Raw genomic sequence first — 25,034 nt, 5'->3', positions numbered from 1 at the left:
GCGGGCAAGCACTGCTCCCACAATAGGCACTGCTCCTGTAATAAAAGAGCACCGCTCCCTCAATGATTCGCGCTATTTCAAACTCGCCTGCACACTCGCCAGGCCGTCCTTGCCATCCACACTGGTCACGCCGCTCAGCCATTTCTGAAGGTCTTCAGGATGCTCGCGCAGCCATTTCTTTGCCACGTCCTGGGGCGTCTGGCGCTCCATGATCGGCACCATCAACTGGCTTTCCTGGGCGGCGCTGAATTTCAGGTTCTCCAGCAGCCTGTTGACGTTCGGGCAACGCTGGGCGTAGTCCGGGGCGGTGACGGTGGAGACGGTGGCCGCGCCTTCGTTGGGCCCGTAGACATCTTCGCTGCCGGTCAGGTAGGCGATCTTCATATTGATGTTCATCGGATGCGGGGTCCAGCCGACGAAGACCACGAACTCCTTGCGATTGACCGCCCGCTGCACGGCGGCAAGCATCCCGGCTTCCCCGGACTCCACCAGGTTGAAGCCCTTGAGGCCGAAATGATCGGTGTCGATCATGGTCTTGATGGTGGTGTTGGCGCCGCTGCCAGGTTCGATGCCATAGATCTTGCCACCAAGCTGGTCCTTGAACCTGGCGATATCGGCGAAGGTCTTCAGGCCGGCGTCAGCCACGTATTGCGGCACCGCGAGGGTGGCCTGGGCGTCGGACAGGCTGGGCTGGGCCAGGACCTTGAGCTGGTTGGCGGCGATAAATGGCGCGATGTTCTTGTCCATTGCCGGCTTCCAGTAGCCGAGGAAAATATCCAGGCGCTTGTCACGGATACCGGCAAAGATGATCTGCTGCACGGCGCTGGTCTGCTTGCTTTCATAGCCCAGTCCGTTGAGCAGCACGTCGGCCATGCCGCTGGTGGCGATCACGTCGGTCCAGTTGACCACGCCCATGCGCACGGTCTTGCAGGAGGCGTCTTCGGAAGCGAGCACGCTGGTGCTCAGGAGTGCGGTACCGCAGAGGAACAGACAGCTGTTGAACAGTCTTTTCATGATACGCAGGTCTCGCGGCAGGTCGTTTATTGTGGAGGTCGGCGTCTTCATGCGCCGTCCGGCCACGTTACCCAGCCGGTTGATAGCAAAAGCACACCAGTGCGACCGGCTTTTGCACTGTGGCGACTCCTTGGGCTATGCCCGCACACTCAGCCCTGCTGAAAGTACCAGCAATACGGCCATGCAACGATTGAAGCGGCGCATGGCCCGGGGCGAACGCAACAACCGCGTCGATCCAGCGCCGAGCAATGCCCAGAGGCCCATGCAGGGCAACGATACCAGGAAGAATACCAGGGACAGGTAAACCACCTGGGCCTGGCGCTCGTCGCCGTTGCCGGCAAACACCCCGATCACCGCCAGGGCCATCATCCAGACCTTCGGGTTGATCAGTTGCAGGCTGGCGGCACCGAACAACCCGAGACGGCGCGGCCCTCCGGCGTCGGAGTCGATGGCCGTGGCCGGGGCACTGAAGACCTGCCAGGCCAGGTAACTCAGCCAGGCGATGCCGATCCATTGCATGGCCATGCGTACCCGGGGCAGTTGCGCCAGTGACTCACCGACACCACTGCCCACCAGCAGGACGATCAGCGCGGCACCGGCGCCGGCGCCGAGGACGATCGGCAGTGCCGCCGCCAAGCCGTGGCGGGCGCTGTTGCTCAGCACCAGGATATTGTTCGGTCCAGGCGTGATGGAAGCCACGACGGCGAAGAGCACAAAGGGCAGGAAGCTGGAAAGACTGGACAGCATGGGACGGCTCCGCGCAAAGAACGATGCGCCGATTTTCCCGTGTGCCGCTTCAGGCGTCTGGAAGGTTTGAGCAGCGCTTGCGGTAGGCGGCGGGTGTCAGGCCGTAGGCGCGCAGGAACCAGCGGCCCAGGTGACTCTGGTCGGCAAAGCCCAGGGTCATGGCGACGTTCGCCGGGGTCTCGCCCCGGGACAACAGTTGCCGCGCCTTGGCCACCCGCAGTTGCACCAGATAGGCATGGGGCGGCAGGCCGTAGGCGGCCTTGAAGGCCCGGGTCAGGCGGAAGCGGTCGACAGCACAGGCGGCGGCAACTTCATCCAGGCTCACGTCATGGTGCAGATGGGCGTGCAGGTATTCCCGGGCAATCTGCGCGACCCGTGGCAGGCGCGGGTCTTCATGGTAGCGGGTACGCCAGTGCAGATGACCGGTGAGGCTGTCGAACAGCTGGTCCAGGGCACTTTGCCGGACGATGCGCAATTCCTTGGTGTGAATCGCCTGGAACGCGACGCTGGTGGCGTGGGCCAGTCGGGTGTCGGTGGCCAGGGTCGTGGCGAAGCTCAGTTGGCTGCCCGCCGGGGCCTCCTCGAACAGCGCGCTCAGTTCCCGTTCCAGCCAGTGCGGATCGAGATAGAGAGTGCGGTAGGTGAAGCCGCCTTCGGTGGGCGCGTCACCGTCGTGGATTTCGCCGGGCTCGAGCAGGAACACGTTGCCCGCCAGGCTCTGGTGGCGGGTGCGCCGGCAATTGAACTGCTGCACGCCATGCTCGGTGACGCCCACCAGGTAGCTGTCGTGCCAGTGGGCGTCGTAAGCGTGGGCATGGCCCTGGAAACGCGCGCGCAGGGTTTCGATACCGGTGTCGCGGTCCTGGGCCAGGTCGATCCAGTGGTTGACGGTGGTGGACATGCGTTTCCCGGAGTCGTGGTCAATCATACGGGGGTAGTTGACGCCCATGGCCGGCTGTCAGTCTAGAAGATCCGTGCAATGGCAGTATCCCGACAGGCGCAGCGGCCTGGAGTGGCCGGATATGTCCGACAACGCACTGCTGGTCAGCGAGGATATGGCCACTGCCAATGTAACAGAGGTACTGGCTTTAAAGGGCAAAATTGCCCTGATGCATGGAGGACAAACCGGTGATATAAAACTAATAAGTAACGAAATGACTATATGGTCATTTAATGATGCACTTCACATAGGCATTCATATGACTTGTGGTTTTCCGAAAGTCTGCTTGTGTGAGTTGCTCGTTACTGTCGGAAAAAACTTTCATGGCGCAGGCCAATGTTTGTAGGCGTTTTCCTTGTTTATACGATTCGATCTCAAAAAAGCGCTGGACGTTTGATTTCGAAGTGTGTCAGTTTCTCGCTGCCTTCAAAAAGGGCGAGTGATAGGATGATCTCGCCAAGGGATTGTCGCTATCGGACAAAAACTGTTTCACTTGTAAACAAGGAAGTGTGTTTATGTCGAAAGTAAAAGCAAAAGCCATTGTTTCCGTGGATGCGGCACTGGCGGCCAACGGCACAAGTTCCGCCTTCAACCAGATCGATAGTTTCAGCCATCAATACGACCGTGGTGGCAATCTTACGGTCAATGGCAAACCCTCCTACTCCGTCGATCAGGCCGCCACGCAATTGCTGCGCGACGGTGCCGCCTGGCACGATCTGAACGGCAGCGGCAAGATCGAGCTGAGCTATACCTTCCTGACGTCCCAGACTGCGAATTTCAGCGGTCTGGGCGTCAGCGGATTCAGTCAGTTCAGCGCGTTGCAGAAGTCACAAGCCGTGCTCGCCATGCAATCCTGGGCGGACGTGGCCAATGTGACCTTCAGCGAGGCGGCGAAGGGCGGCGACGGTCATATGACCTTCGGCAACTACAGCGGCGGGCAGGAAGGCGCGGCGGCGTTCGCCTTCCTGCCGGGTACCGAGGCTGGCTACGACGGCCAGTCCTGGTACCTGACCGGCAGCGGCTACAACGTCAACAAGACGCCTGGCCTGAACAACTACGGGCGGCAGACCCTGACCCATGAGATCGGCCATACCCTTGGCCTGGCTCATCCCGGCGACTACAACGCCGGCGAGGGCAACCCGACCTACAACGACGCGTCCTATGGACAAGACACCCGCGGCTACAGCGTGATGAGCTACTGGAGCGAAAGCAATACCAGTCAGAACTTCAGCAAAGGCGGGGTCGAGGCTTATTCCTCCGGCCCGCTGATGGACGACATCGCGGCGATCCAGAAGCTCTACGGCGCCAACTACAGCACCCGTTCCGGTGATACCACCTATGGGTTCAATGCCAATGCCGGTCGCGACTATCTGAGCGCCACCTCGTCTTCGGACAAGCTGGTGTTCTCGGTCTGGGACGGTGGCGGCAACGACACCCTGGACTTCTCCGGCTTCACTCAAAACCAGAAGATCAACTTGCATGCCGGCTCGTTCTCCGACGTGGGTGGCATGCTCGGCAATATCTCCATCGCCCAGGGGGTCACGCTCGAGAACGCCATTGGCGGTTCGGGCAACGACCTGCTGATCGGCAACGACGTGGCCAACGAACTGCGCGGTGGCGCCGGCAACGACATCCTCTTTGGCGCGGGCGGAGCCGACAAGCTCTGGGGTGGTTCGGGCAGTGATACCTTTGTGTTCGCCGCCGTTTCCGACTCGGCGCCGAATGCCACCGACCGGATCATGGATTTCAGCAGTGGCCAGGACAAGATCGATTTGTCCGGGATCACCCATGGCGCGGGCCTGAGCTTCGTCAATGCATTCACCGGGCATGCCGGCGATGCGGTACTGACGTATGCCTCGGGTACCAACCTGGGTACCCTGGCGGTGGACTTTTCCGGGCATGGCGTCGCCGATTTCCTGGTGACCACCGTGGGGCAGGCAGCGGTCACGGATATCGTGGCTTGAGTTGATGCGGTACGGGCAGCGCCGTGGCGCTGCCCTCTGACCCGGTAGTCCAGGCCCATGTCCAAGACGTTTATACCCCGTACCGGTTCGACGTGGCTGATAGCTGCGTTGCTGGCGCTTTTTGGAGAAACAAGCATGGCGAGCAGCCTGATCCTCACCCCTCCCGAGGCCCTTGCCGGCCAGTGGCGGATGTACCCCGAAGGCGCCAACGCCCAGGTCTGCGAGCTTGACCTGGCGCTTCAAATACCGCGCCTGAGTGGCGACCTGGAATGTATCGCCGGCTGGTTGGGCGAGCGCCCGACCAACTGGGAACCGACCCCTGATGGCTTATGGCTGTATGGCATCGAGGGAACTGGCATTGTGCACTTCAATCGGCAGAAAACCGACCGCTATGAAGTTCGCTTGAAGAGTGGCGGTGTTCTGGTACTGGTGCGCGATACTCCCTGAGTATTCAGATCCAGTCTCGTTTGAAGAGCAACTTGATGCCTTGTGTATCTGCACGCTTGTCCCGTTCTTTTTCGCGGGCGCCTGGTGCACCGCGAAAGAGTGCTTCGTGTCGATAGTGCCTATATTTCAGAGAGGTTTGCTCAGCAGCGAATAAAGGTACGTATTCGGCTGCCCGTAACTATCAAGGAAGAGAGATGCAAGCGCCGAAAATACTGTCCGGGACACCTTTGATCCGTGTGCTCGGCGATTATAAAAGTGTCTTGATCAGCGTCGCTTGTTTCACCGCGCTGATCAATCTATTGATGCTGGTACCCTCGATTTACATGCTTCAGGTCTATGACCGGGTATTGACCTCGCAGAATGAAACCACCCTGGTGATGTTGACCCTGATGGTGGTGGGGTTCTTTGCCTTTATCGGACTTTTGGAAGTGCTCCGCAGTTTTATTGTGATCCGTATCGGCAGCGCCCTGGAGCGCCGCTTGAACCTGCGGGTCTATCAGGCGGCCTTCGAGCGCAACCTGTCGCGCGGCGAGGGGCAGGCCGGCCAGGCCCTGGGCGACCTGACCCATATCCGCCAGTTCCTCACGGGACCGGCCTTGTTCGCCTTTTTCGATGCGCCGTGGTTTCCCATCTACTTGCTGGTGATCTTCCTGTTCAATCCCTGGCTGGGCGTGTTCGCCAGTGTCGGGGTGTTACTGCTGATCGCCCTGGCCTGTCTCAACGAGTCCATGACCCAAAAGCCCTTGAGCGAAGCCAGCGGCTATTCGCAACGTTCCAGTCAGTTGGCCAGCAGTCATCTGCACAACGCCGAAATCATCCAGGCCATGGGCATGCTCGGTGCCCTGCGCAGGCGTTGGTTCCAGGTGCACAGCGGATTTCTGGCGCGACAGAACCGGGCCAGCGATATCGGGGCGGTAATCACCTCCCTGAGCAAGATGTTGCGCCTGTGCCTGCAATCGCTGGTGTTGGGCCTGGGCGCGCTGTTGGTGATCAAGGGCGAGATGACCGCCGGTATGATGATCGCCGGCTCCATCCTGATGGGGCGGGTGCTCAGCCCCATCGACCAATTGATTGCGGTGTGGAAACAGTGGAGCACGGCCAAGCTCGCCTACCAGCGTCTGGACGGTCTGTTGCGCGAGTTTCCCGAGGTGCAAGGGCAGATGAGCCTGCCCGCGCCCCAGGGCCAGGTGGCGTTTGAACAGGTCAGCGCCGGACCGCCGGGCAAGTCTGGCGCGACCTTGCATCTGGTGAGCTTCAGCCTGGCCCCCGGCGAAGTGCTGGGGGTGCTCGGCGCCTCGGGTTCGGGCAAGTCGACCCTGGCCCGGGTGCTGGTGGGCGTCTGGCCAACCCTCGGCGGCACCGTGCGCCTGGACGGCGCCGACCTGCATCGCTGGGACCGCGACGATCTCGGCCCGCATATCGGCTACTTGCCCCAGGACATCGAGTTGTTCAGCGGCAGCATTGCCGAGAATATCGCGCGGTTTGCCGAGGTCGACTCAGCGAAGGTGGTCGAAGCGGCGCGCCAGGCCGGGGTGCACGAATTGATCCTGCGCCTGCCCCAGGGCTACGACACGCTGCTGGGGGAAGACGGCAGTGGCCTGTCCGGCGGACAGAAACAGCGCGTGGCGCTGGCCCGTGCGCTCTATGGCGGCCCGCGCCTGGTGGTGCTGGATGAACCCAATTCCAACCTCGATGTGGTCGGGGAAACCGCCTTGACCCAGGCGATTGCCCTGCTCAAGGCCCGGGGCAGCACGGTGGTCCTGGTGACCCACCGTTCCACCTCCCTGACCCAGGCGGACAAGTTGCTGGTGCTCAACGAAGGCCGACTGCAAGCCTTCGGCGGTAGTGCCGATGTGCTCAAGGCGTTATCGGCCGGTGCCCAACCCGCGGCGCAAGCGAGCCGCGAGGCCGTCACCCAGGCCGGCGTCAGCCTGAGCCGACAGTATCCCGCGCCGACGCGGAGCAGCGGCGCATGAGCAAGGACAGCACGATGCAGATCAGTACCCCTGCTGAATACCGCGAGCACGATGCCCGGTTCTTTGCCCGTTTGGGCTGGTTGCTGGCGCTGGTGGGTGCCGGCGGCTTCTTTCTCTGGGCGGCGCTGGCACCGCTGGACCAGGGCATTGCCGTGCAAGGCACCGTGGTGGTGTCCGGCAAGCGCAAGGCCGTGCAATCCCTCGGCGCTGGCGTGGTCAGCCGGATCCTGGTACGCGAAGGGCAAGTGGTGCATCAGGGCCAGCCGCTGTTTCGCCTCGACCAGACCCAGCTGTCGGCTGATGTGCAATCGCTGCAGGCCCAGTACCGCATGGCCTGGGCCAGCCAGGCGCGCTGGCAGAGCGAGCGCGACAATCTGCCCCGGGTGGTGTTTCCGCCCGAGTTGAGCGCGGATGCCGACCCGCGCCTGGCGCTGGTGCTCGAAGGGCAGCGACAACTGTTCAGCAGCCGTCGCGAAGCCTTTTCCCGCGAGCAGGCGGGTATCCGCGCCAGTATCGACGGTGCCAGCGCGCAACTGGCCGGCATGCGCCGGGCGCGCACCGACATGTTGGCCCGGGCCGACTCCCTGCGCAGCCAGTTGGACAATCTCAAGCCCCTGGCGGACAGCGGCTATATCCCGCGCAACCGCCTGCTGGACTACCAGCGGCAACTGTCCCAGGTGCAACAGGACCTGGCACAGAACAACGGCGAAAGCGGGCGGGTCGAGCAGGGGATTGTCGAGTCGCGCCTGCGACTCTCCCAGCACGCCGAGGAGTACCAGAAAGAAGTCCGCGGCCAACTGGCCGAGGCCCAGCTCAAGAGCCTGACCCTGGAGCAACAGTTGCGCTCGGCGGGATTCGATCTGCAGCACAGCGAAATCAGCGCGCCAGCGCAGGGTATCGCGGTCAACCTGAGCGTGCACACCGAAGGCGCGGTGATCCGGGCCGGGGAAACCCTGTTGGAGATCGTGCCCCAGGGCGAGCGCCTGGAAGTCGAGGGGCACTTGCCGGTCAACCTGGTGGACAAGGTCGGCCGCCATCTGCCAGTGGACATCCTGTTCACCGCCTTCAACCAGAGCCGCACCCCACGGGTGCCCGGCGAAGTCAGTCTGGTATCCGCCGACCAGTTGCTCGATGAAAAGACCGGCGCGCCGTACTACGTGCTGCGCAGCTCGGTGAGCGATAGCGCCCTGGAAAAACTCAACGGGTTGGTGATCAAACCGGGCATGCCCGCCGAGATGTTCGTGCGTACCGGCGAGCGCTCATTGCTCAACTATCTGTTCAAACCACTGCTGGACCGCGCGGGTTCCGCGTTGACCGAGCAATAGGATGTTCCACCGAATGAAGACACTGTCGATGATCGCGGCAACGCTGTCCCTGTTGGTCAGCACCGGCAGCCAGGCCATGGGGCCGTTCCAGGTTTACGAGCAGGCGCTGCGTAACGATCCGGTATTCCTCGGCGCACTCAAGGAGCGCGATGCCGGTCAGGAAAGCCGCGCCATTGGCCGGGCCGGCCTGCTGCCGAAGATTTCCTACAACTACAACCAGGGGCGTAACGATTCGCGGGCCACCTACCTCAACGAACGCGGTAACGCCGACGAGGACCGTCGCTACACCAGCTCCGGTTCCACGCTGATGCTGCAACAACCGCTGATCGACTATGAAGCCTACGCCAACTACCGCAAGGGCGTGGCGCAGGCGCTGTTCGCCGATGAAACCTTTCGCGGCAAGAGCCAGGAACTGCTGGTGCGGGTGCTGAGTTATTACACCCAGGCGTTGTTTGCCCAGGACCAGATCGAGATCGCCCAGGCGCGCAAGAAAGCCTATCAGGAGCAGTTCCAGCAGAACGAGCAGTTGTTCCGCCAGGGTGAGGGCACGCGTACCGATATTCTCGAAGCCGAGTCGCGTTTCGAGTTGGCCACCGCCGAGGAAATCGAGGCGCGTAACGAGCAGGACGCCGCCTTGCGCGAGCTGGGGGCCCTGATTGGCGTGCCTTCGGTGGATGTTTCCGAACTGGCGCCGTTGGCCCAGGCTTTCCAGTCGTTTCCCCTGGAACCGGCCAATTTCGACTCCTGGCATGCCATGGCCCTGGAAAACAATCCGACCCTGGCATCCCAGCGTCAGGCCCTGGAAGTGGCCCGCTACGAAGTGGAGCGCAATCGCGCCGGGCACCTGCCCAAGCTCAATGCCTACGCCAGCGTGCGCAAGAGCGAGTCCGACAGCGGCAATACCTACAACCAGCGCTACGACACCAACACCATCGGTTTCGAGGTCAACGTGCCATTGTTCGCTGGCGGCGGGGTTTCGGCTTCGGTGCGTCAGGCCAGTGCCAACCTGGAGCAGGCCGAATACGAACTGGACGGCAAGACCCGCGAAACCCTGATCGAACTGCGCCGTCAGTTCAGTGCCTGCCTGTCGGGGGTGAGCAAGTTGCGCGCTTATCGCAAGGCGCTGGCTTCGGCCGAAGCCCTGGTGGTGTCGACCAGGCAGAGCATCCTTGGCGGCGAGCGGGTCAATCTTGATGCGCTCAACGCCGAGCAGCAGCTCTACAGCACCCGGCGCGACCTGGCCCAGGCGCGCTATGACTATTTGATGGCCTGGACCAAATTGCATTACTACGCGGGCACCTTGCGCGAAACCGACCTGGCCAGGGTCGATGAGGCCTTTGTGCGTCAATAATTCCAACCAGCAAGGAGGCAATACCATGGGTGTGTTTGACTATAAAAACGTCGGGGCCGAGGCTTCGAAAGCGCTGTATGGCGATGCGCTGGCGATTACCTTGTACGCCTATCACAATCTCGACAACGGCTTTGCCGTGGGCTACCAGCAGAATGGCTTCGGCCTCGGCCTGCCGGCCACCTTGGTCAAGGCCCTGATCGGCGGCACGGATGCCCAGGGGGTCATTCCCGGAGTGCCGTGGAACCCCGACTCGGAGAAAGCCGCGCTGGTGGCGGTCAAGGCCGCTGGCTGGACGCCCATCAGTGCCGCGCAACTGGGTTACGCCGGCAAGACCGACGCCCGCGGCACTTTCTATGGCGAGAGGGCCGGCTACACCACGGCGCAGGCGGAAATCCTCGGCAAATACGACGCTGGCGGGCATCTGACGGAGATTGGCGTGTCTTTTCGCGGCACCAGCGGTCCGCGCGAAAGCGAGGTCAGCGACACCCTCGGCGATGCGATCAACGATTTGCTGGCAGCCATCGGGCCCAAGGATTACGCGAAGAACTACAGTGCCAATGCCTTCGACGGGCTGCTCAAGAGTGTCGCCGGCTTTGCCGCGAGCAATGGTCTTTCCGGCAAGGATGTGCTGGTCAGCGGCCACAGCCTGGGCGGGCTGGCGGTCAACAGCGTGGCCGACCTGAGCAAGGACCATTGGGGCGGGTTCTATCAGGACGCCAACTACATCGCCTTCGCTTCACCGACCCAGAGCGGCCCGGGTACCCAGGTACTGAACATCGGTTATGAAAACGACCCGGTATTCCGAGTGCTCGACGGCTCCAGTCTGACGCTGGCGAGCCTGGGCGTGCACGATGCGAACAAGGCTTCGGCGACCAACAACATCGTCAGTTTCAACGACCATTACGCCTCCGATGCCTGGAATGTGCTGCCGTTCTCCATCGGTAATGTCGCCACCTGGATCTCCCATCTGCCGACGGCCTATGGCGATGGCCTGAACCGCGTCACGGGCTCGCAGTTCTATGACCTGACCAGCAAGGACTCGACCATTATCGTTGCCAACCTGTCGGATCCGGCGCGGGACAAGACCTGGGTGCAGGACCTCAATCGCAATGCCGAAACCCATGGCGGCAGCACCTTCATCATCGGCAGCGATGCCAATGACCTGCTCAAGGGCGGCCATGGCAATGATTACATCGAGGGGCGCGGCGGCAACGACACCTTCCGGGACGATGGTGGCTACAACATCATCCTCGGCGGCAAGGGTAACAACACCTTTGACCTGCAGAAATCCCTGGGCAGCTTCGATATCGCCAATGACGGCCACGGCACCTTGTATATCCGTGATGTCGAGGGTGGGATCAGCATTGCCCGGAACATCGGTACGCTGCTCAGCAAGGAGTCGAGCCTGGTGTTCTTCAACAAGGAGGTGGCCCATGTGGTGGGCAATCAGAGTCTGTCAGAGGGGAGTTATGTCAACTCGCAGGTGGGCAGTGACGCCGCCGATACCCTGACCGCGAAGTCTTCGGGAGAGTGGTTGTTGGGTAATGGCGGCGACGATCACCTGATCGGTGCGGCCAAGGGCGGCAACCTGTTTGTCGGTGGCGCCGGCAATGACCTGATGGACTCGAAGGGTGGGGGTAATACCTTCCTGTTCAACGGCTTCAACGGATCGTTCGGCCAGGACAAGATCATCGGCTTCCAGGCGTCCGATAAACTGGTGTTCATGGGGTATGCCGATTCCCAGGGACACACTATCCAGGAGCATGCCAGGGTGGTGGGGCACGATACCGTGCTGAGTTTCGGCGTGGATTCGGTGACGCTGGTGGGGGTGGGGCTGGATGTGCTGAAGGGGGCGAGCGTGGTGATTGCCTGACGGTGTTTACGACTGCTTCGCAGCCGAGCGCGGGCAAGCCCGCTCGCCACAAGTTCTCACCTCACCACAAGACTGCGATCTCAAGTCTGGCTGAGATCTATGGGTAGGCAGGCTTGAGTAAGATCTCAAGTCTGGCTGAGATCTATGGATAGGCAGGCTTGAATAAGATCTCAAGTCTGGCTGATATCTATGGATAGGCAGGCTTGAATAAGATCACAAGTCTGGCTGAGGTCTATGCATAGGCAGGCTTGAATAAAATCACAAGTCTGGCTGAGATCTATGTGGCGAGCGGGCTTGCCCGCGCTGGGGGGCGAAGCGCCCCTGAAACCGGCGAATGCAACCTGCCAGGCAGACCGCAATAATCGGGTTTACGACTGCTTCGCAGCCGAGCGCGGGCAAGCCCGCTCGCCACAAGTTCTCACCTCACCACAAGACTGCGATCTCAATTTTGGCTGAGGTCTATGGATAGGCAGGCTTGAATAAGATCTCAAGTCTCGCTGAGATCTATGGATAGGCAGGCTTGAATAAGATCTCAAGTCTCGCTGAGATCTATGTGGCGAGCGGGCTTGCCCGCGCTGGGGAGCGAAGCGCCCCTGAAACCGGCGAATGCGACCTGCCAGGCAGACCGCAATAACCGGGTTTACGACTGCTTCGCAGCCGAGCGCGGGCAAGCCCGCTCGCCACAAGTTCTCAACTCACCACAAGACTGCGTTATGGCAGCTTCAGCAACACATAATCGTTTTTGTCGAACCGCTGGCTGAGCACCGGCGTCAAATCACCGATGGCCGTGCCTTTCAGTGCTTCATAACTGTTCTTGCCCATCATCACCCAGGCCGGTCGCGCCACGGCCTGAAGTTGCTCAGGCGTTTCCGTGAAGATCGGCCGCAGATCGCCCTCGGCATTGACCATGAACTTGATTGCCCGTCCGTCCTTACCCACCGCGTGCATGACCAGCGGCGCCGGATCCTGCCGCATCAACTGCTGGGTCGCCTGGGTAAAGGCTCGGGTGTCGTAGGCCACGCGTTCGGTCGGCTCGACGATCAGGATATAGCTGCTCCACAGTGCCAGAACCGCGCAACCGGCCAGCCCGAGCGCACGCCAGCGGGCATTGAACAGCGCCACCACGGCAATCACCTGCAAGGCCCCGACCAGGTAGGGCGCAACACCCAGGGTCGGCAGTTCTTCAGGAAAGCGCCGATGCAACATGAACATCCCACCGATCAGCAGGCCCGGCAGTATCAGCCACAGGCCCTGCATCAGTCCGCGCAACCAGGCGAACAGACGGCCCCGGGCGACCTGGAACGGATAGGCCGCGATGATCGCCGCCATGGGCACCATCGGCAGGATATAGCGGGCCTTTTTCGCCTGGGGCACGGACAAGCCGAGCATCACGATCAGGCCAGCCGCGACCGCATAAAGGGTCAACTGCAAGGCCGGGCCACGATGCTGGCGACCGGTCGCCAGGATGGCCACCAGCACCAGCACCGCCAGCGGATAGGCCAAGGCGTAATTGCCAAAGGCGCTGCTGAAGTAATACAGCGTATCGCTGGAGCCCGCCGTGCCGTCCATGCGGCCGGTGAACTGCATGTGGATCACTTCCTGGAGAAAGGCCGGGCCGCCGTCCAGCGAGGCCAGCCACAACAGCAGGCCGATACAGGCCGCCAGCAGGAACAGGGCCTGGAAGCCAAACACGAACAGTCGGCGCCACTGACCGCTGAGCAGATAGAAGCTGCACAGCATGCCGGTGGGAATCACCAGGCCCATCGGCCCGCGAATGGCAAAGCCCAGCACCAGCAGCGCCAGGAGCAGTATTGCGCGCCTTGGGGCGGCATAGTATCTGGCCGCGTAACCCAGGTAGAACACCGCCAGTGACACGGCGGCCAGCATCTGGTCGAGGGAAACGGCACGGGTTTCGATCAGGAAGTTGTTGGTCAACAACAGCAAGGCGATGCTCAGCAGCGCCCAGCGCGGTGAATGAGGGGCCACCAACCGGTACATCAACACCACGATCCAGGCCGACGCCAGGGCGCTCGGCAGCCAGGCGGCGAAGGCGTTGACGGTGCCGAAGGGCAGGGCCAGCAACCAGATCAACAGGGTGGAAAATGCCGAATAGTCCGGATAGGGCTCGCCATATGTGGTCGGAAAGAAACTCGGACCGTGGCGCAGCATTTCCTCGGCGAACAGCACGAAGCGCGAGTCGAAGCCGATGGCGGCTTGCTGATAGACCCCGGCGATGAACAGCAACAGGGCCACCAGGCCCAGGCCGAGGGATTGGCGATTCAGGGTATTTCGGGATGAGGACGTCAATGTCACGGCCGTGGACCTAAAACAACGGGCGAGCCCGTTAGGAACGAAAACGCGGTCATTGGGCAATGGCCGCGTCGTTTGTCTATCTCGGATAGGCCCGATATCACTGTCTGACACCAAACCCCTAGAACACCCTCGAACCTGTGGGAGCGGAGCTTGCCCGCGAAGAGGCCCTTGAGACCGCTAAAAGCTTCGCGGGCAAGCCCCGCTCCCACCGCTCAGGCTCAACCAGGGTATTCTCAATCAGGATGTCACTCCTGGCCGTAGCGGGTCACCGGCAGGTCCAGCGAGGCGCCGCGACCGATCGCAAAGTAGGTGAAACCCTTGCGCTGCATGCGGTTGGCGTCGAACAGGTTACGGCCGTCGAAGATCACCGGCGCCTTTAGACGCTGCTTGATCAGATCGAAGTCCGGCGCCTTGAACTGTTGCCACTCGGTGCAGATGATCAACGCATCGGCGCCGACCAGTGCCGATTCCGGCGTGCCCATCAGCGACAGGCCTGGCTCATCCGGGTAGATGCGCTGGGTTTCCTGCATGGCTTCCGGGTCGAACGCGCGAACCTGTGCGCCGGCCGCCCACAGGGCTTCCATCAGCACGCGGCTCGGTGCGTCACGCATGTCGTCGGTGTTGGGTTTGAAGGCCAGGCCCCAGAGGGCGAAGGTCTTGCCTTTCAGGTCGCCCTTGTAGAACGCGGTCAGACGGTCGAACAGCTTGTACTTCTGGCGCTCGTTGATCGCCTCGACCGCTTGCAGCAGGTCGCTCGAGCAGTTGGCCGCCTGGGCGCTGTGGATCAGGGCGCGCATGTCCTTGGGGAAGCACGAGCCGCCGTAGCCGCAGCCCGGGTAGATGAAGTGGTAACCGATGCGCTGGTCGGCGCCGATGCCCATGCGCACGGCTTCGATGTCCGCGCCCAGGTGTTCGGCCAATTCGGCGATCTGGTTGATAAAGCTGATCTTGGTCGCCAGCATGCAGTTGGCGGCGTACTTGGTCAGCTCGGCGCTGCGCAGGTCCATGAACATGATGCGATCATGGTTGCGGTTGAACGGCGCATAGAGGTCGCGCATGACTTCGCGCACTTCTTCGCGCTCGCAACCGATGACGATCCGGTCCGGGCGACGGCAGTCTTCCACCGCCGAACCTTCCTTGAGGAATTCCGGGTTGGAGACGATATCGAATTCCAGGCTGCGGCCGACTTTGTCCAGGGCGGCCTGGATATGCGCGCGCAGGGTGTCGCCGGTGCCGACCGGAACGGTGGATTTTTCCACCAGGATCAGCGGCTCGACGCGGTGGCGGACCTCGGCGTCGCCTACCGAGAGGACGTACTTGAGGTCAGCCGAACCGTCTTCGTCCGACGGCGTGCCGACGGCGATAAACAGCACCTGGCCATGCTCGATCGCCAGCTTTTCGTCGCTGGTGAAATGCAGGCGACCGCTTTCCAGGTTGGTCTTGACCATGGTCTCCAGCCCTGGTTCGAAGATGGGGATGTGGCCTTTGCGCAGCAAGTCGATCTTGTTCTGGTCGACGTCCATGCAGACGACATCATGACCGACTTCGGCCAGCACAGTCGCCTGCACCAGACCGACATAACCGCTACCAATTACGCTGATTTTCATACGGAGTCCCTAGGACGGGGTATACGTGGAGAGTTGATCGTTAACACACCGAGAATGACCAGGGCCACTCCCAGCGATTTTGAAAGACTGAAGCTTTCATTGAAAAACGGCAGCCCGGCGGCCAACAGGTAGACCAGCGCGTAACTCACGCTGAGCAACGAGTAGGCCCGACCCAGGGGCAGGTCGCGCAAGGCGGCCAGCCAGCACAGCATGGACAGGGCGTAGGCGAGAATCGACCCGGCCACCACGGCCAATGCCAGCAACGATACGTCCTGGGTCATCAGCGCGTCCAGCCATTGCGCCGGTTCCGGCAGGCGGGTCATGCTCCAGCGCATGCCCAGTTGGGCACCGCTGACCAGCAGGACACTGCCAGTGGCCAGGGTAAAACCGCGAGCCTGGCTCATACGTGACGCCCCAAAAGGACCACACCGGCGATGATCAATGCCACGCCCAACCAATGGCGGGTATCGATCGACTCCTTGAACAGGTAGCGCGCCACCAGGGTGATCAGGACAAAGTTCAGGCTGAGCATCGGATAGGCAATCCCGACTTCCAGCCGTTGCAGGACCAGCAGCCAGACCAGCAGGCCGAAACCGAGGCTGGCCAGCGCCAGCCACAGCCAGGGCGAGCGCAGTTTATGCAGCATGCCCAGGGACGGGCCGCGCCAGCTTTCGACGGCGAACTTCTGGGCGACCTGGCCCAGGCAGGTCAACAGGCAGGCGCTGAGCAACAACATCAGGGTCATGGGGCGGTCTTCGAGAAAATCAGGATGACCATGTTGCCTTCTTCATAGCGAACATGATCCTTGGGCAGCAGGTCGATCTCATGCAGTTCGTCCTGATCCTTGACGCGCATCACCACGCCGACCTGGCCTTCGCGGCGGGCGTTGTCCATCCAGGCCTGGATCTGGCTCAGGTCCTGGCTGCGACCCGCGGCCTCGGGATAGCCCAGGCCGTACTGCAGTTCACCCTGGGTATTGTAGAGGGTGATGTCGCTGCGTTTCATGCGCCAGGCCAATGCGGAAGCGGCGCCCAGGTCGTTGCTCAGGAAATGCCGGCTCTGGCTCAGTTCCTCGGCATGGTGGGCGATGAACTGGTCCGGCATCTTGTTGTGGACGATGACGTTCGGCATCGCCGCCGGCAGCAACAGTACCAGCATGCCCATGCCCAGCGCCGGGGTGGCCCAGAAGGCCAGCGGCTTGAACACGGACAGGGCGTTGACCAGAATCCAGCTGCCGAGGAACACGCAGAGCAGGGTCAGGTGCAGCGGCTCGTTATCGTAGAACGGCTGCTTGATCTGGAAATACACCAACGCCGCCAGCGCCGCCAGGCCCAGCACCAGGTTGAGCAGGCCGTTGAGACGGGGAACCTGGCCTTGCGCAAGCTTGATGCGGTCCATCAGCGAATGCCCCATCAACAACGCCAGGGGCATCAGGCACGGCATGATGTAGGTCGGCAGCTTGCCGCGACTGAGACTGAAGAACGCCAGCGGCAACAGCAGCCAAAGCAGCAGGAACACGGTGATGCGCTGGCCGCGGGTGTTCCAGGCGTCCTTGAGGGTAATTGGCAGCAGCAGGGCCCAGGGCAGGCTGGAGACCACGATCATCGGCAGGTAGAACCACCATGGGCGGGTGTGCTGCGCGTCTTCGGCGGCAAAGCGACGGATATGCTCGTGCCAGAAGAAGAAACGCCAGTAGTCCGGCTCCTGCAGGTGAACCGCGAGGACCCAGGGCAGGCTGATCAGCGTGGCCACGAGCACGGCCACCAGGCCATAACCGACCAGTTCGCGAAAACGTTTCTGCCAGATCATGTAGGGCAGGGCGATCAGCACTGGCAGCATCAGGGCGAGGAAACCCTTGGTCATGAAGCCCATGCCGCAGGCCAGGCCCAGGGCCGCCCAGGCCCACAGGCGGGCGCGTGGGCTGCTGCTGTCGATGGCGAACCACAAGGCGACGAAGCTCAGGTTGACCCAGAAGGTGAACTGCGGATCGAGGTTGGCGTAGCCGGCTTGCCCGGCGATCAGGCCAAAGCTCATGTACAGCGCGGCGCAGGCAAACTGCTTGCGTTCGTCGTTCCACAGACGTCCGGCGATCAGATAGACCAACAGCACGCTCAGCCCGCTGCTCAGGGCCGAGGCGAAGCGCACGCCGAAAAAGTTTTCGCCGAAGATCGCCTGACCAATGGCGATCATCCAGTAACCGGCGATGGGTTTTTCGAAGTAACGCAGCTCCATGAAATGCGGCGAAGCCCATTGGCCGCGCGTGAGCATTTCCTGGCCGATCTGTGCGTAACGGGTTTCGTCGGGAATCCACATGCCATGGGTGACCAGTGGCAGCAGATAAAACAGCAGGAAAGCGAGAAACAGCAGTGGCAAAGCCCAGCGTCTGGTCATCCTTGCTGTACCCCCAGCCAGCCTTCACGGCCACTGAGGGTGCCACGTACCAGTCGCCCTTCGGGCAAACGGTCCAATTGCGCGGGCAGCAGGTTGACCAGGGGTTGGAACTCGATGTCGCGCGCCTTGGCCTGGGCCAAGAGCTGGCGGAACTCGTTTGCCATCAGAATCCCTTCTACTTCTGCGTGAATGGTGTAGACGTTCAGGCGCGCCGGACTGAACCGGTCGAGAATGAACGCATTGAAATCTTTCGCGGCCAGATCCGCACCCACGACTTCGTCGAAAGTGGGCAGGTCCACGGGAATTTGCGGGGTACCCAGGCTGCCATCCGCCAACCGTGGCAGAAACAGACCGTGTCCGCGGCAGTCACTGTTATAGCGAAAACCGAATTGCTCCTTGGCTTGCACGACACGCTCGTCCGCGCGCCAACCGGCGGTGGCCGAACATTCGACGGCTTGGCCGGTGATATCGCTCAGGCAATCGACGCCAAGACGGATCTGCTCGACCAGTTGGGCCTCGCTCCAGCGTCCGGCGTTGGCCTGCCAACCGTGGTGATCCCAGGCGTGCAGGCCGACTTCATGGCCAGCGGCCAGGGTCTGGCGCATCAGATGCCCCAGATCCCGACCGATTGGCTTGCCTGGCCAGGCAGTGCCGGCCAGCAGAATGTCCCAGCCATACAGGCTGGCAGCCTTGGAACGCAACATCTTCAGCAGGAACTGGGGTTTGATGAGGCGCCACAAGTGGCGCCCCATGTTGTCCGGTCCGACGCTGAAGAAGAACGTCGCCTTGACCTGGGCCTCGTCGAGCAGTTCCAGCAACCGCGGTACCCCTTCACGGGTGCCGCGATAGGTGTCCACATCGATGCGAAGTCCAGCCTGCATCAGCGCTTGTCCGCGATTTCGAGCATGGCTTCCTTGAGGAAGAAGTCCAGGGTGTTACCGATGGTTTCGCTCATCTCGACGGTCGGCTCCCAGTTCAGCAGGCGCTTGGCGTTTTCGACGCTTGGTTTGCGGTGCGACACGTCCTGGTAGCCGGTACCGTAGAACGCCTTGCTCTCCACGTCGCGGAAACCAGCGAACGGAGGGAAGTTGCCGCGCAGCGGGTGAGCTTCGAACTGACGCAGCAGTTCTTCGCCCAACTGACGGATACTGGCTTCGTTGTTCGGGCTACCGATGTTGATGACCTGGCCGTTGCAGCAGTCGTTCTCGTTGTCGACGATACGGGCCAGGGCCTCGATGCCGTCGGCGATGTCGGTGAAGCAACGCTTCTGCTCGCCACCGTCGAACAGACGGATCGGCGTGCCTTCCACCAGGTTCAGGATCAGCTGGGTGATGGCGCGGGAGCTGCCGATACGCGCCGAATCCAGACGGTCCAGGCGTGGACCCATCCAGTTGAACGGACGGAACAGGGTGAAGTTCAGGCCCTTGGCGCCGTAAGCCCAGATCACGCGGTCCAGCAGTTGCTTGGAAACCGAGTAGATCCAGCGCTGCTTGTTGATCGGGCCGACGATCAGGTTCGAGGTGTCTTCGTCGAAGTTCTCGTCCTGGCACATGCCGTAGACTTCGGAAGTCGACGGGAAGATCACGCGCTTGTTGTACTTGACGCAGTAGCGAACCAGTTTCAGGTTCTCTTCGAAGTCCAGTTCGAATACGCGCAGCGGGTTGCGGGTGTATTCGATCGGGGTGGCGATGGCCACCAGCGGCAGGACCACGTCGCACTTCTTGATGTGATATTCGATCCACTCGGAGTGGATGCTGATATCGCCTTCGACGAAGTGGAAGTTCGGATGGCTGCGCAGGCGCTCGATGGCGTCGGAGCCGATGTCCAGGCCATAGACTTCGTACTTGTCGTCGCGCAGCAGGCGCTCGGACAGGTGGTTACCGATGAAACCGTTGACGCCCAGGATCAGTACGCGGGTACGACGTGGCTTGCGGCCCGACTCGGCGCCACGCAGGAAGGAACCGTCCACCAGGCCCAGTTCGTTGGCCAGTTGTGGACCGCTGAGGAACAGGCCGTTGTCGTTGCGCTGGCCGGCGTTGATCACCAGGGAGTCTTCACCGCAGGCGATGCGCAGCGGATCGACGCTGATCACGCGACCAGGTGCCTGGCCTTCGTTGCCCTTGACGACTTCGGCGCTCCAGACGATCAGCTTGTGCTCGCCCACGGCGCAGAAAGCACCCGGGTAAGGTTGGGTCACGGCGCGAACCAGGTTGAACAGTTCTTCGGCGGGCTTTTTCCAGACCAGCTTGCCGTCAGCCGCGGTGCGGCGACCGAAATAAGTGGCCTTGGACTCGTCCTGGGCGGTTTCGCTCAGTTTGCCGGCGGCCAGTTGCGGCAGGGCTTCAGCCAGCAGGCTGGCGGCGCTGTCACGCAGCTTGGTGTGCAGGGTCAGGGCCGTGTCGGCACGCTCGATGGCGACGCGGTTCTGCGCCAGGATGCCACCGGCATCGGCACGCTTGACCATGCGGTGCAGGGTCACGCCGGTTTCGCTTTCGCCGTTGACCAGCACCCAGTTGGCCGGTGCGCGACCACGGTAGCGTGGCAGCAGGGAGCCGTGCAGGTTGAACGCGCCGTTCTTGGCGGTTGCCAGCAGCTCTTCGCTGAGCAGGTTACGGTAGTAGAACGAGAAGATGTAGTCCGGGTTCAGCTTGGCGATGCGCTCGATCCACAGCGGGTGGTTGGCATCTTCCGGTGCGTGCACCGTAATACCCTTGCGCGCGCAGAGTTGGGCTACGGAACCGTAGAAGGCGTTCTCCTTCGGGTCGTCGGCATGGGTGAACACTGCGGCAATGTCATAACCTGCGGCGAGCAGGGACTCGATGCCGGTGCAACCAATATCGTGATAGGCGAAGACGACAACTTTCGGATTCATGGTGCGACCTGATTGGCGGTAGTAGTAGAAGGGGTATCACCAGCAGTGCTGGCAGGAGAGGGCTGGCTACGCAGCACTTTCTCGATGAAGAAGCGCGGACGCGCGCGTACGTCACTATACATGCGGCCCAGGTATTCACCCAGGAGCCCCATGCCGATGAACTGGCCGCCGGTGAAGACGAACAGGATAGCAAACAGCACGAACGAGCCGTCGCCGGCCCAGGCGGCGCCGAAGATCAGGCGCAGCACCACCAGCAGCAAGGCGAACAAGGCGCCGAGGCCGGCCATGGTGAAGCCGATGATGCTCAACAGCCGCAGGGGCGTGGTGGTCATGCAGGTGACCAGGTCGAACATCAGGTTGATCAGGCGCATCGGGCTGTATTTCGAGTCACCGTGCTCACGCTCGGCATGCTGCACCAGTACTTCGGTGGTGTGCCGGGCAAAGCTGTTGGCCAGGATCGGGATAAAGGTGCTGCGCTCGCGGCAGGCCAGCATCGCATCGACGATGGTCCGGCGATAGGCGCGCAACATGCAGCCGTAGTCGCTCATGGCGACGCCGGTGGAGCGTTGCACGGCCATGTTGATCAGGCGCGATGGCCAGCGGCGCAAGGCCGAGTCCTGGCGATTATTGCGCACGGTACCGACCACGTCGTAGCCCAGCGCGGCCTGTTCCACCAGGCGTGGAATCTCTTCCGGCGGGTTCTGCAGGTCGGCGTCCAGGGTGATGACCAGATCGCCGGTGGATTGCTCGAAGCCGGCCATGATCGCGGCGTGCTGACCGTAGTTGCGGTTCAGGATCACCGCGATGACCGGGCTGCCGTCACGCTCGGCGGCTTCCTGAAGAAGATCGGCGGAGCGATCGCGGCTACCGTCGTCGACCAGGATGATTTCGACATCCTGGGTCAGCTGCGAACAGGCGGCCTCGGTACGGCGCAACAGTTCGGGCAGGCTCTGCTCTTCGTTATAGACCGGGATAACGATCGACACGCGCTGGATTGGATAAGGTTTCAAAGGCTTCTTTCCAGAAAGGTTTCAATGGTGCGGCGATGCTTCAAGCCAGCCGATAGCATGCCGGACTCAACGCTCAGGCACAATGAACGATGCCTTTTATGCGGGCAAGCATAGAGGCAAGACCGTGGGATGATACAGGGGTAATAAAAGACATGCCGCGATTAAAGCCTAAAAAAAACAAATGTCAAAGCTGCATAACAGCGTTATGTTCATGATTTTTATCAGTTCCCTGGTGCGGAGCGCGGGCTGGATTCTACGGTAAACGCCCAAATGTGAAAAGCCTATGAATAAGAGATGAATGTCCTGTTGTTTTTGATCAATGGACAGCCTCGATTCAGGTAATCTGTGAAACAGCTGAAGAGACTCGCATTGCAGTGTTTGGAGCTGAGCCCCGGATGAATCACTACGCGCCGCGCGACTGGCTGCCCCACGAGCGCCCCAGCCTGCCCGGATCGCCGTCGACGCCGGTGCATTCCACGCCCAGGCGCTGGGCCTATGCCATGGTCGGTCTGCTGGTGGCCCTGACCGGTGGGTTGGGCAACTCGCTGGTGATCGCCAACCTGCCGTACCTGCAAGGCGCCCTGGGCGCGACCACGGCGGAGATGGCCTGGCTGCCGGCGGCCTATGTCATGACCAACGTCTCGATGAACCTGCTGCTGGTGAAGTTTCGCCAGCAGTTCGGCCTGCGGGCCTTCACCGAGGTGTTCCTGGTGCTCTATGCGCTGGTGACCTTCGGTCATCTGTTCGTCAACGACCTGAGTTCGGCAATTGCCGTACGGGCGGCCCACGGGATGGTCGGGGCGGCCCTCAATTCCCTGGGCTTGTATTACATGATCCAGGCCTTCCCGGCGAAGTGGCGGCTCAAGGCCCTGGTGCTGGGGTTGGGCACCTCCCAACTGGCATTGCCCCTGGCGCGGCTGTTTTCCGAAGATCTGTTGCAGATCGCCGAGTGGCGGGGGCTGTATCTGTTCGAACTGGGGCTGGCCCTGGCGGCCCTGGGCTGTGTGTTCCTGCTCAAGCTGCCGCCGGGCGACCGCTTCAAGACTTTTGAGAAACTCGACTTCCTGACCTTCGCCATCCTCGCCAGTGGCGTGGCGCTGCTGTGCGCGGTGCTGTCCCTGGGACGGATCGACTGGTGGCTGGAAGCGCCCTGGATCGGGATCGCTTCGGCGGCTTCCATCGTCTTGATCCTCGCCGGACTGGCCATTGAGCACAACCGCAGCAACCCGATGCTGATGACCCGCTGGCTGGGCAGCGGGGCGATGATCCGCCTGGGGCTGGCGGTGATTCTGATCCGCATGGTGCTGTCGGAGCAGTCTACTGGCGCGGTGGGGTTTCTGCAGGCCTTGAACATGGGCAGCGAGCAGATGCGCAGCCTCTACGTCGTGATGTTGCTGGGCAGCATCGCCGGGCTGGTTGTCAGCGCCCTGACCATTCACCCCGAGCATCTGTTCAAACCGCTGATCATCTCCTTGGCGCTAATGACCGCCGGTTCGTCGATGGACAGTTTTTCCAGCAACCTGACACGCCCGGCCAACATGTATGCCAGCCAGTTCCTGCTGGCTTTCGGCGGTACCTTTTTCCTCGGCCCGACCATGGCGCTGGGCACCCGCAACGTGATGACCAACCCGCGCAACCTGGTGAGTTTTTCGGTGTTGTTCGGGATCTGCAACAACCTGGGTGGTCTGATCGGTTCCGCCTTGCTGGGAACCTTTCAGGTGGTGCGGGAAAAATTCCATTCCAGCAGTATCGTCGAACACCTGAGCCTGATCGACCCGCAGGTGGCCGCGCGCCTGCAAAGCACTGGCGCAGCCTATGCGGGAGTGATCTTCGATCCGGCGCTGCGCACCACCCAGGGCATGCAGGCACTGGCCGCGTCCGCTACCCGCGAGGCCAATATCCTGGCCTATAACGACGTATTCATGCTGATCGCGGTGATTGCGCTGTTGACCATGCTGTGGATCTTCACCCGCAGCCTGTGGTTGCTCAGCATGAACAAGAAGAGCGCCCGTAACGCCCCGTCTTCCACCTTGACCAGCGGTGCCCCGTCACGATGAGCGAACCTGCGACCACCACCAATGCCATTGCAGCCACTCCCGAAGGGCTCACCCCCACAGGGGCCTCGTCCACCGAACCGCGGTCCCTGGGGGTGCGGATCGTCTCTTCGCTGGGGTTTGCCGCGATTGCCATCACTGGCGTGTTGATTGTGCTGTATGCCTGGCAACTGCCGCCATTCGGCAGCGCGATCGAAAGCACCGAGAATGCGCTGATCCGCGGGCAGGTGACGCTGATCGGTCCGCAGCTCAGTGGATATGTGTTCGAGGTGCCGGTGCAGGACTTCCAGTTCGTCAAGGCCGGCGACCTGCTGGTGCGCCTCGACGACCGTATCTATAAGCAGCGGCTGGACCAGGCGTTGGCCCAACTCGCGGTGCAGAAGGCCGCGCTGGCCAACAACCGGCAACAACGGCGCAGCGCCGAGGCGACCATCGAGCAGCGCCAGGCCGCGCTCGACAACAGCCGGGCCCAGGTGCTCAAGAGCAGCGCCGACCTCAAGCGCAACGAGGCGCTGATCGCCGATGGGTCGGTGTCCCGGCGCGAACTGGATGTGACCCGCGCCGACCGTGCCCAGACGGGCGCGGCAGTGGCTCAGGCCCGGGCGGCGCTGGATATCTCCCGCCAGGATCTGCAAACGGTGCTGGTCAACCGGGATTCACTGGAGGCGGCCGTGACTAATGCCGAGGCGGCGGTGGAGCTGGCGCGGATCGACCTGTCCAATACCCGCATCACCGCCCCCCGGGATGGCCAACTGGGACAGATCGGGGTCCGGCTGGGGGCGTATGTGAACTCCGGCGCGCAGTTGATGGCCCTGGTGCCGGATCGGCACTGGGTGATTGCCAACATGAAGGAAACCCAGATGGCGTCGGTACGCGAAGGGCAGGCGGCAACCTTCACCATCGATGCCCTCAACCATCGCCGGTTCACGGGCCGGGTTCAGCGCATTGCCCCGGCGACCGGTTCGGAGTTCAGCCTGTTGCAGGCCGACAATGCCACTGGCAACTTCGTCAAGATCGCCCAGCGAGTGCCGGTGCGGATCACCGTGGACCCGGGGCAGGAGGAGATCAACCGGCTGCGCCCGGGGATGTCGGTGGTGGTGAGTATCGACACCGCCAGCCAGGTTCAGCCCGTGGAGCCGGACTGAGAGGG

Annotated in this window: 20 protein-coding genes; 9 read left to right on the top strand and 11 right to left on the bottom strand. The window is 62.0% G+C overall.

The annotated features are described in order from the left end of the window. Positions 1 to 72 precede the first annotated feature (72 nt). From PFEN_RS17325 to PFEN_RS17315, 3 genes are all read right to left on the bottom strand, one after another. A complete protein-coding gene (locus PFEN_RS17325; protein WP_191488046.1) occupies positions 73 to 1,014 on the bottom strand; it encodes a choline ABC transporter substrate-binding protein in 942 nt (313 codons plus the stop codon). A gap of 135 nt (positions 1,015 to 1,149) precedes the next feature. Further along, entirely contained in the window at positions 1,150 to 1,761 is a 612-nt protein-coding gene (locus tag PFEN_RS17320; RefSeq protein ID WP_191488045.1) for a LysE family translocator, read from the bottom strand. Positions 1,762 to 1,810: 49 nt separating this feature from the next. After that, the gene (locus PFEN_RS17315; protein WP_191488044.1) at positions 1,811 to 2,662 is read right to left on the bottom strand and encodes an AraC family transcriptional regulator; all 852 of its coding nucleotides are present in this window, start codon (positions 2,660 to 2,662) and stop codon (positions 1,811 to 1,813) included. A 121-nt stretch (positions 2,663 to 2,783) separates the two neighbouring features. Here PFEN_RS17315 and PFEN_RS17310 point away from each other — a divergent pair, with 121 nt between their 5' ends. The 7 genes from PFEN_RS17310 to PFEN_RS17280 all read left to right on the top strand — a co-directional run bounded on the left by PFEN_RS17310 (position 2,784) and on the right by PFEN_RS17280 (position 11,637). Continuing rightward, entirely contained in the window at positions 2,784 to 3,047 is a 264-nt protein-coding gene (locus tag PFEN_RS17310; RefSeq protein ID WP_191488043.1) for a hypothetical protein, read from the top strand. A 169-nt stretch (positions 3,048 to 3,216) separates the two neighbouring features. Then, entirely contained in the window at positions 3,217 to 4,665 is a 1,449-nt protein-coding gene (locus PFEN_RS17305) for a serralysin family metalloprotease (RefSeq protein ID WP_191488042.1), read from the top strand. A gap of 135 nt (positions 4,666 to 4,800) precedes the next feature. Next, the gene (locus PFEN_RS17300) at positions 4,801 to 5,112 is read left to right on the top strand and encodes an AprI/Inh family metalloprotease inhibitor (protein ID WP_191488041.1); all 312 of its coding nucleotides are present in this window, start codon (positions 4,801 to 4,803) and stop codon (positions 5,110 to 5,112) included. Between the two features lie 194 nt (positions 5,113 to 5,306). After that, positions 5,307 to 7,088, top strand: a complete 1,782-nt coding sequence (locus tag PFEN_RS17295; protein WP_191488040.1) for a type I secretion system permease/ATPase — start codon at positions 5,307 to 5,309, stop codon at positions 7,086 to 7,088. Further along, positions 7,085 to 8,413, top strand: coding sequence for an HlyD family type I secretion periplasmic adaptor subunit (locus tag PFEN_RS17290; RefSeq protein WP_191488039.1), 1,329 nt, complete (start codon positions 7,085 to 7,087; stop codon positions 8,411 to 8,413). The genes PFEN_RS17295 and PFEN_RS17290 overlap by 4 nt, the downstream gene beginning before the upstream one ends. Position 8,414: 1 nt before the next feature. Next, positions 8,415 to 9,764 carry a TolC family outer membrane protein gene (locus PFEN_RS17285; protein WP_191488038.1) on the top strand — a complete coding sequence of 450 codons (1,350 nt, stop codon included), beginning with the start codon at positions 8,415 to 8,417 and terminating at the stop codon, positions 9,762 to 9,764. Positions 9,765 to 9,789: 25 nt separating this feature from the next. Then, positions 9,790 to 11,637 carry a polyurethanase gene (locus PFEN_RS17280; RefSeq protein ID WP_191488037.1) on the top strand — a complete coding sequence of 616 codons (1,848 nt, stop codon included), beginning with the start codon at positions 9,790 to 9,792 and terminating at the stop codon, positions 11,635 to 11,637. 711 nt (positions 11,638 to 12,348) lie between these two features. Here the strand turns inward: PFEN_RS17280 and PFEN_RS17275 are convergent. From PFEN_RS17275 to arnC, 8 genes are all read right to left on the bottom strand, one after another. Next, entirely contained in the window at positions 12,349 to 13,944 is a 1,596-nt protein-coding gene (locus PFEN_RS17275; protein ID WP_191488211.1) for an ArnT family glycosyltransferase, read from the bottom strand. Positions 13,945 to 14,195: 251 nt separating this feature from the next. Then, a complete protein-coding gene (locus tag PFEN_RS17270; protein WP_191488036.1) occupies positions 14,196 to 15,557 on the bottom strand; it encodes a UDP-glucose dehydrogenase family protein in 1,362 nt (453 codons plus the stop codon). Then, the gene (gene arnF / locus PFEN_RS17265; RefSeq protein WP_191488035.1) at positions 15,554 to 15,961 is read right to left on the bottom strand and encodes a 4-amino-4-deoxy-L-arabinose-phosphoundecaprenol flippase subunit ArnF; all 408 of its coding nucleotides are present in this window, start codon (positions 15,959 to 15,961) and stop codon (positions 15,554 to 15,556) included. The genes PFEN_RS17270 and arnF overlap by 4 nt, the downstream gene beginning before the upstream one ends. Then, positions 15,958 to 16,302, bottom strand: coding sequence for a 4-amino-4-deoxy-L-arabinose-phosphoundecaprenol flippase subunit ArnE (gene arnE / locus PFEN_RS17260; protein ID WP_191488034.1), 345 nt, complete (start codon positions 16,300 to 16,302; stop codon positions 15,958 to 15,960). The genes arnF and arnE overlap by 4 nt, the downstream gene beginning before the upstream one ends. After that, entirely contained in the window at positions 16,299 to 17,948 is a 1,650-nt protein-coding gene (gene arnT, locus PFEN_RS17255; protein ID WP_191488033.1) for a lipid IV(A) 4-amino-4-deoxy-L-arabinosyltransferase, read from the bottom strand. The genes arnE and arnT overlap by 4 nt, the downstream gene beginning before the upstream one ends. Continuing rightward, positions 17,945 to 18,829: a 4-deoxy-4-formamido-L-arabinose-phosphoundecaprenol deformylase gene (arnD, locus tag PFEN_RS17250; RefSeq protein WP_191488032.1), complete on the bottom strand. Its 885-nt coding sequence runs from the start codon at positions 18,827 to 18,829 to the stop codon at positions 17,945 to 17,947. Before arnD ends, arnT begins: the two co-directional genes overlap by 4 nt. Then, positions 18,829 to 20,820: a bifunctional UDP-4-amino-4-deoxy-L-arabinose formyltransferase/UDP-glucuronic acid oxidase ArnA gene (gene arnA / locus PFEN_RS17245; protein WP_191488031.1), complete on the bottom strand. Its 1,992-nt coding sequence runs from the start codon at positions 20,818 to 20,820 to the stop codon at positions 18,829 to 18,831. Before arnA ends, arnD begins: the two co-directional genes overlap by 1 nt. Next, entirely contained in the window at positions 20,817 to 21,830 is a 1,014-nt protein-coding gene (arnC, locus tag PFEN_RS17240; RefSeq protein WP_191488030.1) for an undecaprenyl-phosphate 4-deoxy-4-formamido-L-arabinose transferase, read from the bottom strand. The genes arnA and arnC overlap by 4 nt, the downstream gene beginning before the upstream one ends. A gap of 395 nt (positions 21,831 to 22,225) precedes the next feature. Between arnC and PFEN_RS17235 the strand changes: the two genes are divergently transcribed. Beyond that, complete coding sequence (locus PFEN_RS17235; RefSeq protein ID WP_191488029.1) at positions 22,226 to 23,887, top strand: MFS transporter; 1,662 nt, start codon at positions 22,226 to 22,228, stop codon at positions 23,885 to 23,887. Continuing rightward, positions 23,884 to 25,029, top strand: coding sequence for an HlyD family secretion protein (locus tag PFEN_RS17230; protein ID WP_191488028.1), 1,146 nt, complete (start codon positions 23,884 to 23,886; stop codon positions 25,027 to 25,029). The genes PFEN_RS17235 and PFEN_RS17230 overlap by 4 nt, the downstream gene beginning before the upstream one ends. Positions 25,030 to 25,034: the final 5 nt, after the last annotated feature.

Source organism: Pseudomonas sp. FEN, assembly GCF_904067045.1.
Lineage (GTDB): Bacteria > Pseudomonadota > Gammaproteobacteria > Pseudomonadales > Pseudomonadaceae > Aquipseudomonas.
This window is presented reverse-complemented; position numbering and strand designations above follow the sequence as displayed.

Excerpts from the sequence above, each read along its gene's own strand:
- PFEN_RS17230 (WP_191488028.1), top strand. The coding sequence starts at position 23,884 with ATGAGCGAACCTGCGACCACCACCAATGCCATTGCAGCCACTCCCGAA.
- PFEN_RS17285 (WP_191488038.1), top strand. The coding sequence starts at position 8,415 with ATGTTCCACCGAATGAAGACACTGTCGATGATCGCGGCAACGCTGTCC.
- PFEN_RS17290 (WP_191488039.1), top strand. The coding sequence starts at position 7,085 with ATGAGCAAGGACAGCACGATGCAGATCAGTACCCCTGCTGAATACCGC.
- arnA (WP_191488031.1), bottom strand. The coding sequence starts at position 20,820 with ATGAATCCGAAAGTTGTCGTCTTCGCCTATCACGATATTGGTTGCACC.
- PFEN_RS17310 (WP_191488043.1), top strand. The coding sequence starts at position 2,784 with ATGTCCGACAACGCACTGCTGGTCAGCGAGGATATGGCCACTGCCAAT.
- PFEN_RS17325 (WP_191488046.1), bottom strand. The coding sequence starts at position 1,014 with ATGAAAAGACTGTTCAACAGCTGTCTGTTCCTCTGCGGTACCGCACTC.
- PFEN_RS17300 (WP_191488041.1), top strand. The coding sequence starts at position 4,801 with ATGGCGAGCAGCCTGATCCTCACCCCTCCCGAGGCCCTTGCCGGCCAG.
- PFEN_RS17280 (WP_191488037.1), top strand. The coding sequence starts at position 9,790 with ATGGGTGTGTTTGACTATAAAAACGTCGGGGCCGAGGCTTCGAAAGCG.
- arnE (WP_191488034.1), bottom strand. The coding sequence starts at position 16,302 with ATGACCCTGATGTTGTTGCTCAGCGCCTGCCTGTTGACCTGCCTGGGC.
- arnF (WP_191488035.1), bottom strand. The coding sequence starts at position 15,961 with ATGAGCCAGGCTCGCGGTTTTACCCTGGCCACTGGCAGTGTCCTGCTG.
- PFEN_RS17315 (WP_191488044.1), bottom strand. The coding sequence starts at position 2,662 with ATGTCCACCACCGTCAACCACTGGATCGACCTGGCCCAGGACCGCGAC.
- arnD (WP_191488032.1), bottom strand. The coding sequence starts at position 18,829 with ATGCAGGCTGGACTTCGCATCGATGTGGACACCTATCGCGGCACCCGT.
- PFEN_RS17320 (WP_191488045.1), bottom strand. The coding sequence starts at position 1,761 with ATGCTGTCCAGTCTTTCCAGCTTCCTGCCCTTTGTGCTCTTCGCCGTC.
- PFEN_RS17305 (WP_191488042.1), top strand. The coding sequence starts at position 3,217 with ATGTCGAAAGTAAAAGCAAAAGCCATTGTTTCCGTGGATGCGGCACTG.
- arnT (WP_191488033.1), bottom strand. The coding sequence starts at position 17,948 with ATGACCAGACGCTGGGCTTTGCCACTGCTGTTTCTCGCTTTCCTGCTG.
- PFEN_RS17295 (WP_191488040.1), top strand. The coding sequence starts at position 5,307 with ATGCAAGCGCCGAAAATACTGTCCGGGACACCTTTGATCCGTGTGCTC.
- PFEN_RS17235 (WP_191488029.1), top strand. The coding sequence starts at position 22,226 with ATGAATCACTACGCGCCGCGCGACTGGCTGCCCCACGAGCGCCCCAGC.
- PFEN_RS17270 (WP_191488036.1), bottom strand. The coding sequence starts at position 15,557 with ATGAAAATCAGCGTAATTGGTAGCGGTTATGTCGGTCTGGTGCAGGCG.